Source organism: Streptomyces sp. NBC_01264 (assembly GCF_026340675.1).
GTDB lineage: Bacteria > Actinomycetota > Actinomycetes > Streptomycetales > Streptomycetaceae > Streptomyces.
This window is the reverse complement of the sequence record NZ_JAPEOX010000001.1, coordinates 5,749,674-5,762,920: the sequence shown is the minus strand read 5'-3', so window position 1 is coordinate 5,762,920 and position 13,247 is coordinate 5,749,674. Positions and strand designations below refer to the sequence as shown.

General features: G+C 71.4%; 12 protein-coding genes and 1 pseudogene. 7 read left to right on the top strand and 6 right to left on the bottom strand.

Features of this window, described 5'->3' with window-relative positions; translation table 11 throughout:
- Nucleotides 1–251 precede the first annotated feature (251 nt).
- From OG435_RS50745 to OG435_RS27025, 3 genes and pseudogenes are all read right to left on the bottom strand, one after another.
- A pseudogene (locus tag OG435_RS50745) lies at nt 252–938 on the bottom strand (NADH-quinone oxidoreductase subunit C); the annotation flags it as partial.
- Nucleotides 935–1,570: an NADH-quinone oxidoreductase subunit B gene (locus tag OG435_RS27030; RefSeq protein WP_266880572.1), complete on the bottom strand. Its 636-nt coding sequence runs from the start codon at nt 1,568–1,570 to the stop codon at nt 935–937. The pseudogene OG435_RS50745 and the gene OG435_RS27030, both read right to left, overlap by 4 nt.
- A complete protein-coding gene (locus OG435_RS27025; RefSeq protein WP_266880570.1) occupies nt 1,561–1,968 on the bottom strand; it encodes an NADH-quinone oxidoreductase subunit A in 408 nt (135 codons plus the stop codon). Before OG435_RS27025 ends, OG435_RS27030 begins: the two co-directional genes overlap by 10 nt.
- A gap of 156 nt (nt 1,969–2,124) precedes the next feature.
- Between OG435_RS27025 and OG435_RS27020 the strand changes: the two genes are divergently transcribed.
- From OG435_RS27020 to rarD, 6 genes are all read left to right on the top strand, one after another.
- Nucleotides 2,125–3,318 carry a sensor histidine kinase gene (locus tag OG435_RS27020; RefSeq protein ID WP_266880568.1) on the top strand — a complete coding sequence of 398 codons (1,194 nt, stop codon included), beginning with the start codon at nt 2,125–2,127 and terminating at the stop codon, nt 3,316–3,318.
- Nucleotides 3,319–3,722: 404 nt separating this feature from the next.
- Complete coding sequence (locus OG435_RS27015) at nt 3,723–5,057, top strand: sensor histidine kinase (RefSeq protein ID WP_266880566.1); 1,335 nt, start codon at nt 3,723–3,725, stop codon at nt 5,055–5,057.
- 388 nt (nt 5,058–5,445) lie between these two features.
- Complete coding sequence (locus OG435_RS27010) at nt 5,446–6,105, top strand: response regulator transcription factor (protein WP_308313410.1); 660 nt, start codon at nt 5,446–5,448, stop codon at nt 6,103–6,105.
- 144 nt (nt 6,106–6,249) lie between these two features.
- Complete coding sequence (locus OG435_RS27005; protein WP_266880561.1) at nt 6,250–8,250, top strand: 2-oxoacid:acceptor oxidoreductase subunit alpha; 2,001 nt, start codon at nt 6,250–6,252, stop codon at nt 8,248–8,250.
- Entirely contained in the window at nt 8,243–9,310 is a 1,068-nt protein-coding gene (locus OG435_RS27000; RefSeq protein ID WP_266880559.1) for a 2-oxoacid:ferredoxin oxidoreductase subunit beta, read from the top strand. Before OG435_RS27005 ends, OG435_RS27000 begins: the two co-directional genes overlap by 8 nt.
- 185 nt (nt 9,311–9,495) lie before the next feature.
- Nucleotides 9,496–10,482 (top strand): EamA family transporter RarD, encoded by a 987-nt coding sequence (gene rarD, locus OG435_RS26995; protein ID WP_266880557.1) that lies wholly within the window; start codon nt 9,496–9,498, stop codon nt 10,480–10,482.
- A gap of 78 nt (nt 10,483–10,560) precedes the next feature.
- On the opposite strand, the gene OG435_RS26990 is transcribed toward rarD, so the two are convergent.
- A complete protein-coding gene (locus tag OG435_RS26990; RefSeq protein ID WP_266880555.1) occupies nt 10,561–10,959 on the bottom strand; it encodes a DUF6193 family natural product biosynthesis protein in 399 nt (132 codons plus the stop codon).
- 192 nt (nt 10,960–11,151) lie between these two features.
- On the opposite strand from OG435_RS26990, the gene OG435_RS26985 reads away from it, so the two are divergent.
- The gene (locus OG435_RS26985) at nt 11,152–12,468 is read left to right on the top strand and encodes a M28 family metallopeptidase (protein WP_266880553.1); all 1,317 of its coding nucleotides are present in this window, start codon (nt 11,152–11,154) and stop codon (nt 12,466–12,468) included.
- Between the two features lie 91 nt (nt 12,469–12,559).
- Here the strand turns inward: OG435_RS26985 and OG435_RS26980 are convergent, their stop codons facing one another.
- Complete coding sequence (locus tag OG435_RS26980) at nt 12,560–12,976, bottom strand: hypothetical protein (protein WP_266880551.1); 417 nt, start codon at nt 12,974–12,976, stop codon at nt 12,560–12,562.
- Entirely contained in the window at nt 12,973–13,176 is a 204-nt protein-coding gene (locus OG435_RS26975) for a ribbon-helix-helix domain-containing protein (protein ID WP_266880549.1), read from the bottom strand. The genes OG435_RS26980 and OG435_RS26975 overlap by 4 nt, the downstream gene beginning before the upstream one ends.
- Between the last annotated feature and the right edge of the window lie 71 nt (nt 13,177–13,247).

The window sequence follows — 13,247 nt, the reverse complement described above, 5'->3', positions numbered from 1 at the left end:
GCCCCCGGGGTGCCCGTCGAAGGCAGGGTCGCTCCAGACGCCGGAGCCGCCGAGGCGCCCGCCGAAGGCAGGGGCGCTCCGGAGGCCGGGGCCGCCGGGGTGCCCGCCGAAGGCGGGGTCGTTCCGGAGGGCGGGGCTGCGGTTTGGCTTGCCGAGCCGTCCGTGACCGAGCGGGAGCGGCGGGCCGGGCGGGCCGGGGTCTCCTCGGACGGGGGCTTCAGGGCTTCGGGCGGGGTGCCTTCGCGGGCCGGGCGGTCGCCGGCGGCGCCCGCCGCGGTGCGCGGGGTGCGGGCCGGGCGGTCGCCCGGGGTGCCGGCCGCCGCGCGGGGGGTGCGGGCGGGGCGGGTGGGGGCCGGCGGGAGCTGGCCCTTCATGGGCCCCCAGTCGTTGGGGTCCGGGACGCCCGGCGGGAGCATCTGGCGGCGCTTCGGGGCGTCCGGGTCGTGCGCCTCGCCCGGCTCCTTCGCGCCCGGCCAGGCCTTGGCCACGCGCGCCGCGAGGACGAAGTCCTTGCGCAGCGGGTGGCCCTCGAAGTTCTCGGGGAGGAGGAGCGGGACGAGGTTCGGGTGGTCCGTGAACGCGACCCCGAACATCTCCCAGGTCTCGCGCTCGTGCCATTCCGCGCCGGCGTAGATCGAGACCGCCGAGGGCAGGGAGGGCGCCGAGTGCGGGACGGTGGTGCGCAGCAGGAGGCGGCGTACCCGGTGGTTCTCCAGGGAGACGACGTGCGCGCAGATGCGGAAGCCGGTGCCCGGCTCGTCGACCGCGCTCAGCCAGTCGAAGTAGGTGCAGCCCAGCTTGTCGCGGGCGATCTCCAGCGCGGGGATCCAGCTCGCGGTGGGGACGTCGACCGTGAGGACGGAGTACGCGAAGGAGCCGACCGCTTCCTCGCCGAAGACCGTTCCCGCCGCGTCGGGGAGGGAGTCGTAGAGGTTCACGCGTCCGTCCCGGGAGCAGGGGTGGAGGTGGGGGCGGGGGGCGGGGTGATCAGGCCGCTCGTGAGCTGTGCCGGGGACGGCGCGGGCGTGTTCGCGTAGCGCTCCGCCAGCGATTCGCGGGCGATCTTCTCCTGGAGCTTGAGGATGCCCTGGAGGAGGGCCTCGGGGCGGGGCGGGCAGCCGGGGACGTAGACGTCGACCGGGATGATCTGGTCGACGCCCTTGGTCACCGAGTACGAGTCCCAGTACGGGCCGCCGCAGTTGGAGCAGGCGCCGAAGGAGATGACGTACTTGGGCTCGGGCATCTGCTCGTAGAGCCGCTTGACGGCCGGGGCCATCTTGTCCGTCACCGTGCCGGAGACGATCATGAGGTCCGCCTGGCGCGGGCCGGGTGCGAAGGGGATGACGCCGAGCCGGATGAAGTCGTGGCGGGCCATCGAGGCCGCGATGAACTCGATCGCGCAGCAGGCGAGGCCGAAGTTGAAGACCCACAGGCTGTAGCGGCGGCCCCAGTTGAGGACCACCTTCATGGGCTCGGGCGCGAGGCGGGACAGGACGCCCAGCCGCTTCGGCTCCGGGAGCAGCTGCGGCTCCGACTCCGTGGCCGGGGTACCGGCCGGGGTCACAGCCATTCGAGGACGCCCTTCTTGTACGCGTAGAGCAGGCCGACGGCCAGGAAGCCGAGGAAGATGAACATCTCCACCAGCGTCGTGGCGCCGTAACCGGCGGCGGCGAACACCGTCGCCCAGGGGAAGAGGAAGATCGAGTCGACGGCGAAGATGACGTAGAGGAAGGCGTAGACGTAGTAGCGGACCTGGGTGTGCGCCCAGCCCTCGCCGACCGGGTCCACGCCGCACTCGTAGGTCAGCAGCTTCTCGCGGGTCGGGACGGCCGGGCTCAGCAGGCGGTTGGCGCCGAAGGCCACCGCCACGAAGAGCACACCGAGCGCGGCCAGGAGGCCGACGACCGAATACGTCCGGAAGTAGTCCGCCGCGAGCACGGATACGGTCGATACCGTTGGTTCGGGCACGTCCGTTCCTCGTTCCTCGGCCACTGTCGACGATCAGGTTGATCTGGTACGGACGGGAGTCTAGGGCCTGGGCTCCACGGGGTGGGGTTATCCCCCGTTTACCTCGGCCCGGCTACCCCATGGCACGAGGGGCCGCGGGCTTGGCAGGGTAGGCGCATGACCGCGAGCAAGCACCCCCCCGACGACGGCGTTCCTCCGCCCGTACGCGCACCCTTCGGTGCCGTGACGTGGAAGGAAATCGCCTACCTGCTGAGCAATTTGCCCGCCGCCCTCATCGGGTTCGTCTACACGGTGGTGATGGTGGCGACCGCGGGCGGTCTGTCGGTGACCGCGATCGGTCTGCCGCTGTTCGCAGGCGGTCTGTTCCTGTCTCGCCAGTTGGGACGGCTGGAACGGGCGCGGGCCCGCGACCTCTTGGGCGTACGGGTCGACGAGCCGACGCCGATGCCCGGGCCGGGCCGGTCCGGCGGGTTCTTCCCCTGGCTCTGGGCGAGCCTCAAGGACCCGGTGGCGTGGCGGACCGTGCTGTTCGAGCTGATCCGGCTGCCGTGGGCGATCGCCACCTTCACGGTGGCGCTGACCGGGCTGTTCGTGCTGTGGCCGGTGTTGCCGTGGGTGGTCCGGGGGCTCGCGAACGTGGACCGGGCGATGGTACGGGGCCTGCTGTCGCCCTCCGACGAGCTGGAGCGGCGCATCGCCGAGCTGGAGTCCGACCGGGGTGTCGTGGTCGACACGGCGGCGGCGGACCTGCGGCGCATCGAACGGGACCTGCACGACGGGGCGCAGGCGCGGCTGGTGGCGCTGGCGATGGGGCTGGGCCTGGCGAAGGAGAAGCTGCTGGAGGACCCCGAGGGGGCGGCGGCGATGGTCGACGAGGCGCACGGGGAAGTGAAGATCGCCCTGCAGGAGCTGCGGGACCTCGCGCGCGGGATCCACCCGGCGGTGCTGACCGACCGGGGGCTGGACGCGGCGCTGTCCTCGGTGGCCTCGCGGTGCCTGGTTCCCGTGAAGGTGTCGGTGGATCTGCCGGCGCGGCCGGCGGAGGCGATCGAGGGGATCGCGTACTTCGTGGTCTCGGAGCTGCTGCAGAACGTGAGCAAGCACGCGGGGCCGGGGGCGCGGTGCGCGGAGGTCGAGGTGTGGCGCACGGGTGGCTCCGCCGACGGGCGGCTGCTGATCAGGGTGTCGGACGACGGGCGGGGCGGCGCGGACTCGGCCGCCGGGTCCGGGCTGGCGGGGCTGGGTGAGCGGCTCGACGCGGTCGACGGCGTGCTGGTGGTCGAGTCCCCCGAGGGGGCGGGGACCGTGGTCACGGCGGAGCTGCCGTGGCGGGAGCGGGTGGCCCGGTAGGGCCCGGGCGGGGCCCCGTTCCGCCTCAAGCGCCGGCGGGGCTGGGATTTCGGCCGGCGACGGCCCGCACGTGCCGCTGCGCGGGGCCGTGTAGGCCGGCGCCGGCTCGCACGTGCCGCTGCGCGGGCCGAGTCCCCTACCCGCCCTTCGCCCGTTCCCCGGGCTCTGCCCGGACCCCCGCGCCTCAAACGCCGGCGGGGCTGGATTTTGGCCGGCCTCCGGCGGGGCTGGATTTGGTGGGGGTCGGATCGCTCTCAGGGCGGTTCGGCCCCCTTGTTGCGTTCGGGCGGAGTTCCCTGGGGTGGGGTTAACCCCCCGGGGGAGAGGCCGACCTGCCGGATGGTTGGGGTGGGGGGCTGGGCGGGAGGGTTGGGGGACACAGTGGAGGAAGGGCGGTCGGGGTTATGGGTAGCGGCGTACACGGGGGTAGTGGGTTCGGCAGGGTGGTTCGGGCTCCCTTCGCGGGGCGGACCTGGCGGGAGTTCGGGTACCTGATGCTCGGGCTGCCGCTCAGCACCCTGTACTTCTCGCTCGCCATCACCGGCGTCAGCCTCGGCGCCGGGCTGCTCGTCACCTTCCTCGGAGTCCCGGTGCTGGCCGGGGTGCTGGCCATGTGCCGCGGGTTCGGGCGCGTGGAGCGGGCCCGGGTGCGCGGAATGCTCGGCCACGCCATCGCCGAGCCCGCTCCGATCCGGGCGGCGAAGGGCGGGGCGATCGCCCGGATGGGGGCACTGCTCAAGAGCGGGAGCGCCTGGCGGCACGTGCTGTACTCGGTGATCCACTTCCCGTGGGCGGTGTTCGCCTTCTGCGTGGCCCTGACCTTCTGGGCCTACGGGTGGGCCATGCTGCTCTACCCGCTCTGGTTCTGGGTCTTCCCGGCGTTCACCGATCAGCCGGGGCTGCAGCTCTTCCAGAATGGTGACTCCTACACCTTCTATCTGGACTCCCCGCTCGCCATCGCGGCGACCTGCGCGACCGGGCTCGCCCTCACGCTCGCCACCCCCTGGGTGGTGCGCGCCCTGACCACCGTCGACCGGGTCCTCGTGTCCGGGCTGCTCGGACCGTCGCGGCTCGCGAACCGGGTGAGCGAACTGGAGTCCGACCGGGGCGTCATGGTCGACACCGCGGCGGCGGACCTGCGGCGCATCGAGCGCGATCTGCACGACGGTGCGCAGGCCCGCCTGGTGGCGCTGGCCATGGATCTGGGGCTGGCGAAGGAGAAGCTGACGCAGGACCCGCGGGCCGCCGCGCAGATGGTGGACGAGGCGCACGGGGAAGTGAAGATCGCCCTGCAGGAGCTGCGGGACCTGGCCCGGGGCATCCACCCGGCGGTGCTGACCGACCGCGGGCTGGACGCGGCGCTGTCCTCGGTGGCCTCCCGGTGCGCGGTGCCCGTACGGGTGGCGGTGGATCTGCCCTCGCGGCCGGCGGCGGCGATCGAGGGGATCGCGTACTTCACGGTGTCGGAGCTGCTGCAGAACGTGAGCAAGCACGCGAGGGCCCGTACCGCCGGGGTCGACGTGTGGAAGTCCGGCGACCGGCTGCTGATCCAGGTCGAGGACGACGGCGTGGGCGGAGTGGGCGGAGCAGCCGGCGCCGTGGCCGGTTCCGGACCCGCCGGTTCGGGGCTGGCCGGGCTGGCCGAGCGGCTCGACGCCGTGGACGGGGTGCTGGTCGTGGACTCCCCCGCCGGTGGCGGGACCACCGTCACCGCGGAGCTTCCCTGGCGTGCCGTCTGAGGCCTCCCGACCTGACCGACCAGTCCGGCTGACCGCTCCGGCCGACCGCTCGTACGAGCACCCTCGTGAGCACCATCGTGAGCACCATCGATGACCGCGCGACCGCACGGACACCCCGCCCCGGTGGGTGTCCGTGCTTTCGCATGCCGTCCGACCGCCCCCGACCGACCCCGAGCGGGTGCCGTTCGCCCCGGCGCGCCGCGGGGCCAAGGACCTGACTTTCGGCGGCGCGGCCGCCGGGAGGCCTCCAGGGGCTGGAAACAGCCGGTCCGGGGGTACGCGTTGATCGCGCTCCGGCTGTATCCGGGCTCAAGACTGGGATGCTTGGCTGAGTCAGGGAACACGGGGCTTGAGTGGACGCGGGAGCAACGAAGTCGTGGAAGACAGGGTGCGGGTGGTCATCGCCGAGGATTCAGTGCTGCTGCGTGAGGGCCTGACCAGGTTGCTGACCGACCGGGGGCATGACGTCGTCGCAGGCGTCGGGGACGCGGAAGCCCTGATCAAGACGGTGGCGGAGCTGGCTGCGGAGAATGCGCTGCCGGACGTGGTGGTGGCCGATGTGCGGATGCCGCCGACGCACACCGACGAGGGCGTACGGGCGGCCGTACGGCTGCGGCGCGACCACCCCGGGATAGGTGTGCTCGTGCTGTCCCAGTACGTGGAGGAGCAGTACGCCACCGAGCTGCTGGCCGGGTCCAGTACCGGGGTGGGGTACCTGCTGAAGGACCGGGTGGCCGATGTGCGCGAGTTCCTCGACGCCGTCGTCCGCGTGGCCCGGGGCGGTACCGCCCTGGACCCGGAGGTCGTGGCGCAGCTGCTCGGACGCAGCCGCAAGCAGGACGTGCTGGCGGGGCTGACCCCGCGCGAGCGCGAGGTGCTCGGGCTGATGGCCGAGGGGCGGACCAATTCCGCGGTGGCCAAACAGCTGGTGGTGAGCGACGGGGCGGTCGAGAAGCACGTCAGCAACATCTTCATGAAGCTGGGCCTGTCACCCAGTGACGGGGATCACCGGCGCGTGCTGGCCGTTCTCACCTACCTAAGATCTTGATCAACTGACACTCTGTCAGGTAAGGCCGGATTCGGACAGACCGCCGAAGGGGCGGTCCAGAAAATGAGCAGCCCGGGGAAGCGATCCCTACGGTCGTAGGGTGGAACTTGGGCAGTGCTCACGCCTCGAAGGAGGTCCAGTTCAGTGACCAGCCAGGTCAGTAGCCCAGCCGAACAGTCCGACGGGGCCGAAGGCGCAGTCGTCGGCGAGCAGCGCACGTCCCCGGGCACGGGCCCGAACGGCGAGCCCGCCGGCCATCCCGGCCACGCCGAAGCCGCCGGGGACGCCGTGACGAAGGAAGTGCGCCGTCTCGATCGGGTGATCATCCGCTTCGCGGGTGACTCCGGTGACGGCATGCAGCTCACCGGTGACCGCTTCACCTCGGAAACCGCCTCCTTCGGCAACGACCTCTCGACGCTGCCGAACTTCCCGGCCGAGATCAGGGCGCCCGCCGGCACCCTCCCCGGCGTGTCGTCCTTCCAGCTGCACTTCGCCGACCACGACATCCTGACGCCGGGCGACGCCCCGAACGTCCTGGTGGCGATGAATCCGGCGGCGCTGAAGGCGAACATCGCGGACGTGCCGCGCGGCGCGGAGATCATCGTCAACACCGACGAGTTCACCAAGCGCCCGATGGCCAAGGTCGGCTACGACGCCTCCCCGCTGGAGGACGGCTCGCTGGACGCCTACAACGTCCACCCGGTGCCGCTGACCACCCTCACGGTCGAGGCGCTGAAGGAGTTCGGGCTCTCCCGCAAGGAGGCCGAGCGCAGCAAGAACATGTTCGCGCTCGGGCTGCTGTCCTGGATGTACCACCGGCCCACCGAGGGCACCGAGACCTTCCTGCGGCAGAAGTTCGCGAAGAAGCCGCAGATCGCGGAGGCGAACGTCACCGCCTTCCGGGCCGGCTGGAACTTCGGCGAGACCACCGAGGACTTCGCCGTCTCCTACGAGGTGGCCCCGGCCACCCGCGCCTTCCCGACCGGCACGTACCGCAACATCTCCGGGAACCTCGCGCTGTCCTACGGGCTGATCGCGGCGGGCCAGCAGGCCGATCTGCCGATCTACCTGGGCTCGTACCCGATCACCCCGGCCTCGGACATCCTGCACGAGCTGAGCAAGCACAAGAACTTCGGCGTACGCACCTTCCAGGCCGAGGACGAGATCGCCGGCATCGGCGCGGCGCTGGGCGCGGCCTTCGGCGGCGCGCTCGGCGTGACCACCACCTCCGGCCCCGGCGTGGCCCTGAAGTCCGAGACGATCGGCCTCGCGGTCTCCCTGGAGCTGCCGCTGCTGATCGTGGACATCCAGCGCGGCGGACCCTCGACCGGGCTGCCGACCAAGACGGAGCAGGCCGACCTGCTCCAGGCCATGTACGGGCGCAACGGCGAGGCCCCGGTGCCGATCGTGGCCCCGCGCACGCCGGCGGACTGCTTCGACGCGGCGCTGGACGCGGCCCGGATCGCGCTGACCTACCGGACCCCGGTGTTCCTGCTCTCCGACGGGTACCTCGCCAACGGCTCCGAGCCCTGGCGGATCCCGGACGTGGCGGACCTGCCGGACCTCAAGGTCCAGTTCGCCGCCGGGCCCAACCACGAGCTCGCGGACGGCACCGAGGTCTTCTGGCCGTACAAGCGCGATCCGCAGACCCTGGCCCGCCCCTGGGCGGTCCCGGGCACGCCGGGGCTGGAGCACCGGATCGGCGGCATCGAGAAGCAGGACGGCACGGGCAACATCTCGTACGACCCGGCCAACCACGAGTTCATGGTCCGCACCCGCCAGGCCAAGATCGACGGCATCCAGGTCCCCGACCTGGAGGTCGACGACCCGGACGGCGCGCGGACCCTGGTGATCGGCTGGGGTTCGACGTACGGGCCGATCACGGCCGCCGTACGCCGGCTGCGGCTCGCCGGGCTCCCCATCGCGCAGGCCCATCTGCGCCACCTCAACCCGTTCCCGAGGAATCTGGGTGAGGTCCTGAAGCGTTACGACAAGGTAGTGGTGCCGGAGATGAACCTCGGGCAGCTCGCGACCCTCCTGAGGGCGAAGTACCTGGTCGACGCGGCGTCGTACAACCAGGTGAACGGCATGCCGTTCAAGGCCGAGCAGCTCGCCAACCATCTCAAGGAGGCCATCAATGACTGAGGTGACCGACAGCCCCGCCCTGCTCTCGCTGGTGCCCAAGGCGGCCGCCAAGCAGTCGATGAAGGACTTCAAGTCGGACCAGGAGGTCCGCTGGTGCCCCGGCTGCGGCGACTACGCGGTCCTCGCCGCCGTCCAGGGCTTCATGCCGGAGCTGGGGCTGGCGAAGGAGAACATCGTCTTCGTCTCGGGCATCGGCTGCTCCTCGCGCTTCCCGTACTACATGGACACGTACGGGATGCACTCGATCCACGGCCGCGCCCCGGCCATCGCCACGGGGCTCGCCACCTCGCGCCGCGACCTGTCGGTCTGGGTGGTCACCGGTGACGGGGACGCGCTCTCCATCGGCGGAAACCACCTGATCCACGCCCTGCGGCGGAACGTCAACCTCAAGATCCTGCTGTTCAACAACCGGATCTACGGGCTGACCAAGGGGCAGTACTCCCCCACCTCCGAGGTCGGCAAGATCACCAAGTCGACCCCGATGGGCTCGCTCGACGCGCCCTTCAACCCGGTCTCCCTCGCGATCGGCGCGGAGGCCTCCTTCGTGGCCCGTACGGTCGACTCCGACCGCAAGCACCTCACCGAGGTGCTGCGCGCGGCGGCCGCCCACGAGGGCACGGCGCTGGTGGAGATCTACCAGAACTGCAACATCTTCAACGACGGCGCCTTCGAGGTCCTCAAGGACCACGAGCAGGCCCAGGAGGCCGTGATCCGCCTCGAGCAGGGGCAGCCGATCCGCTTCGGCGTGGGGGACGCCAAGGGCGTCGTGCGCAACGAGGCCACCGGCGACCTGGAGGTCGTGACCGTGACCCCCGAGAACGAGTCCCGGATCCTGGTCCACGACGCCTCCTCGGCCTCCCCGACCAACGCGTTCGCGCTGTCCCGGCTGGCCGACCCCGACACGCTGCACCAGACGCCCATCGGGGTCTTCCGCAACGTGCGGCGGCCCGTCTACGACACGCTCATGGCCGAACAGCTGGACACGGCCGTGGACCGCAGCGGCAAGGGCGACCTGGGCGCGCTGCTGAGCGGGAACGACACCTGGACGGTCGTCGGCTGAGCCGTCCGCCGCACCACGACGGAGCCCGGACCCGCAGCGAGGGTCCGGGCTCCGTCGCGTCCCGGACCCGTCCCGGATGCCGAGACGCCGTCCAAGTGTCATGAGCATCTCGCCTGACACTAATGACTTTCGGGACATACGGCGCTACCGTCGTCAGGTTGGCTTGAAGTAGCTCTGGAGGTCCCGTGAAGGCACAGAACGACCAGCGCACGGGGTTGCTCTACGGCTTCGCCTCGTACGGGATGTGGGGAATCGTGCCCCTCTTCTGGCCGCTCCTCCAGCCCGCCGGGGCGATCGAGATCCTCGCCCACCGCATGGTGTGGTCCCTGGCCGTGGTCGGCGTGGCCCTGATGGCCCTGCGCCGCTGGGGATGGGTCTCCGAGCTGATGCGCCAGCCGCGCAAGCTCGCCCTCACGGGGGTGGCCGCCGCCCTGGTCACCGTGAACTGGGGCGTCTACATCTGGGCGGTCAACAACGGCGCGGTCGTCGAGGCGAGCCTCGGCTACTTCATCAACCCCCTGGTCACCATCGCGCTCGGCGTCCTGGTGCTCGGCGAGCGCCTGCGCCGCACGCAGTGGGCCGCGGTCGCGATCGCCGTCGCGGCCGTGCTGGTCCTCGCCGTCGGGTACGGGCGGCCGCCGTGGATCTCTCTGATCCTGGCCTTCTCCTTCGCCGTGTACGGGCTGATCAAGAAGCAGCTCGGCATGGGCGGCCTGGAATCGCTGACCGCCGAGACCGTGATCATGTTCCTGCCCGCCCTCGGCTACCTGCTGTGGCTCGGCTCGCGCGGCGAGTCCACCTTCACCGCGCAGGGTCCGGGCCACGCCGTCCTGCTGGCCTCGGCAGGGCTGGTCACCGCGATCCCGCTGATCTGCTTCGGCGCCGCCGCGATCCGGGTCCCGCTGTCCACCCTCGGACTGCTCCAGTACATGGCCCCGGTCTTCCAGTTCGGGCTCGGCGTCCTGTACTTCCACGAGGCCATGCCGCCCGCACGCTGGGCCGGCTTCTCCCTGGTGTGGCTCGCCCTCTCGATCCTGACCTGGGACGCCCTGCGCACCGCCCGCCGGTCCCGCGCCCTGCGCCTGGAAGGCCTGCGCCAGGGCGGCCTGCCGGCGACCCTGCCGGCCCCGGCGCCGCTCCCGGCCCCGACCCCGGCGCGCGAGAGCGCGTAGCACCGGCAGCACCGCTCGCGGCGCCGACGGGCGCGTCTTCGGACGCGCCCGTCCGCGTGTCCGCCGGACCCGGGCCGCCTACGCCTCCATCGGCAGCCCCGTGGCGGCGAGCCGGAGGCGGGGCGGTGCGTGCGCGACCACCAGGGCCACGGCCTCCCCGGCCGTGTCGGCCTCGCCGACCTCCCCGGAGGGATCGCGCCGCCTGACGCGGAACCGCCCGTCCGGCAGCGGGATCACGAAGGGGACCGCCTCCTCGTAGGGGAAGCGGGTCGTGCTGCTGAAGTGCACGTGGCCATGGCTCGTGTACGGGTACAGCCGGCGCAGGAGCGGGTCCTCGTGGGCCGCCTCCAGCACCGCGAGGGTGCCGAGACTCGAGACCGTGGGTCCGCGACGCTCCAGGCTGTCCGCCCATACCCGCCGCCGGTCGGTCCACTGGGCCTCGACGACCGCCGCACGGGTCTCTTCGTTCACGTTCATCCCCCCAGTGTGCTCCCGCACCGGCCCCACGGGCGGCTCCGTCCGCCTTCCGAACGGGTGTGACCGGATTGAGGTCTTGACGGGCTGTCATGTCCTCACTGACCATCAGGCTCGCACTGACGCACGTTGCTCACTTGTTCCACCCCGCACGTTTCCGCACACGTCCCCAGTACGGAATCCCGGAGCCCCCACATGAGCCTGTCCGTCTCCCGGCGTCTGGCCGCCGTGACCGCCCTCGCGGTCGCCGGCCTCCTCTCCGCCACCGCCCCCGCCGCGCTCGCCACGCCGACCTCGGTCGCCGCCGCGCCCACGCCGCCCGACATCCCGCTCGCCAACGTCAAGGCGCACTTGACGCAGCTGCAGTCCATAGCCACCGCCAACGGTGGCAATCGCGCCCACGGCAAGGCCGGCTACAAGGCCTCGATCGACTACGTGAAGGCCAAGCTGGACGCGGCCGGTTTCACGACCACGCTGCAGACCTTCACCTCCAGCGGCGCCACCGGCTACAACCTGATCGCCGACTGGCCGGGCGGCGACCCCAACTCGGTCCTGATGTCCGGTGCGCACCTCGACTCGGTGTCCTCCGGCGCGGGCATCAACGACAACGGCTCCGGCAGCGCGGCCGTCCTGGAGACCGCGCTCGCCGTCTCCCGAGCCGGCCTCACGCCCACGAAGCACCTGCGCTTCGGCTGGTGGGGCGCGGAGGAGCTGGGCCTGGTCGGCTCGAAGTACTACGTCACCAACCTGCCGACGGCGGAGCGGGCGAAGTTCTCCGGCTACCTGAACTTCGACATGATCGGCTCGCCGAACCCGGGCTACTTCGTCTACGACGACGACCCGACGATCGAGCAGACCTTCAAGAACTACTACGCGGGCCTCGGCGTCCCCACCGAGATCGAGACCGAGGGCGACGGCCGCTCCGACCACGCGTCCTTCAAGAACGTCGGCATCCCCGTCGGCGGCCTGTTCACCGGCGCCAGCAACAGCAAGACGGCGGCCCAGGCGACGAAGTGGGGCGGCACCTCCGGTCAGGCCTTCGACCGGTGCTACCACTCCTCCTGCGACACCACGGCGAACATCAACGACACCGCCCTGGACCGCAACTCCGACGCCATCGCCTACGCGATCTGGAACCTCGGGTTCGCCACCCCGGTCCCGCCGGGCCCGTCCTTCGAGAACACGGCGGACGTCAACATCCCGGACTCCCCGGCCGCCGCGGTGAACTCGCCGATCACGGTCTCGGGCGTCGCGGGCAACGCGCCGGCCACCACCAAGGTCGACGTGAACATCGTCCACACCTACAGCGGTGACCTGGTCGTCGACCTGGTCGCCCCGGACGGCAGCGTGTACAACCTGCACAACCGCACCGGCGGCAGCGCGGACAACATCGTCAAGTCCGTGACGGTCAACGCCTCCTCGGAGGTCGCCAACGGGGTCTGGAACCTCCGGGTCAAGGACGCCGCGGCGCAGGACGTGGGCTACATCAACAGCTGGAAGATCACCTTCTAGGGCCCCGGCCCGCCAAGTGATCTAGCACTTCGGAGCTCCGGCAGGATCCGCCCGGATCCTGCCGGAGCTCCTACGTGTCCTGCCGGAGCTCCTACGTGTCCTGCGCGAGGCCCCGTACCGAGGCCGACAGCGGCTCCTGGATCCGGGACCGCAGTTCCTCCGCGACCGCGGCGACATCGGCGTGCCCCAGCTTCGCGGCCTCCACCAGATCGCCGAGTTCCTCCGGCGACGGCAGCTGCTTGGCCCCGGCGACCCGCAGGTACGAGCGGGTGGCGGCGGCGGCGTAGAACTCGTTCATCGGGGATTCGAGCGCCGGGCACACCGCGAGGGTGTGCAGAAACGCAGCGGCCCGCCACGCGGTGTCCGGGGCGGGCTGTTCGGGGACCAGGACGAGGTCGTTCTGGTGCCGGGCCACGGCGGCGGCCACTCCGGAGGGATCCCACACGGCGGGATCGGACGGGAGATGGTGGGCCAGGGCTGTCCAGGCCCACTCCATGGTGATCTTCAATGCCCGAACCGCTCCTGGAAGTAGCCCCAGTGGTCGGCGAACTCCTCGATCCCGGACAGGAAGTCCTTCCGGTCCTCGTCGAGCTCGCGTTCCGTGACTTCGGTGATCAGCGCGGTGACCGTCGTGCCCAGGGCCGCCGCACGCGCCTTCAGGCGTTCGTGGAACTCTTCTTCCAGGCGGATGGTGACGTGTCTCGACATGCTTTTCACGGTACAGCGGGGCCGCTGTACGCAGGACCGGAACGGCACAAGGGTGGGCAGGGACACAGTCC

Excerpts from the sequence above, each read along its gene's own strand:
- OG435_RS26975 (WP_266880549.1), bottom strand. The coding sequence starts at position 13,176 with ATGTCGAGACACGTCACCATCCGCCTGGAAGAAGAGTTCCACGAACGC.
- OG435_RS27030 (WP_266880572.1), bottom strand. The coding sequence starts at position 1,570 with ATGGCTGTGACCCCGGCCGGTACCCCGGCCACGGAGTCGGAGCCGCAG.
- OG435_RS26985 (WP_266880553.1), top strand. The coding sequence starts at position 11,152 with ATGAGCCTGTCCGTCTCCCGGCGTCTGGCCGCCGTGACCGCCCTCGCG.
- OG435_RS27020 (WP_266880568.1), top strand. The coding sequence starts at position 2,125 with ATGACCGCGAGCAAGCACCCCCCCGACGACGGCGTTCCTCCGCCCGTA.
- OG435_RS27015 (WP_266880566.1), top strand. The coding sequence starts at position 3,723 with ATGGGTAGCGGCGTACACGGGGGTAGTGGGTTCGGCAGGGTGGTTCGG.
- OG435_RS27000 (WP_266880559.1), top strand. The coding sequence starts at position 8,243 with ATGACTGAGGTGACCGACAGCCCCGCCCTGCTCTCGCTGGTGCCCAAG.
- OG435_RS26990 (WP_266880555.1), bottom strand. The coding sequence starts at position 10,959 with ATGAACGTGAACGAAGAGACCCGTGCGGCGGTCGTCGAGGCCCAGTGG.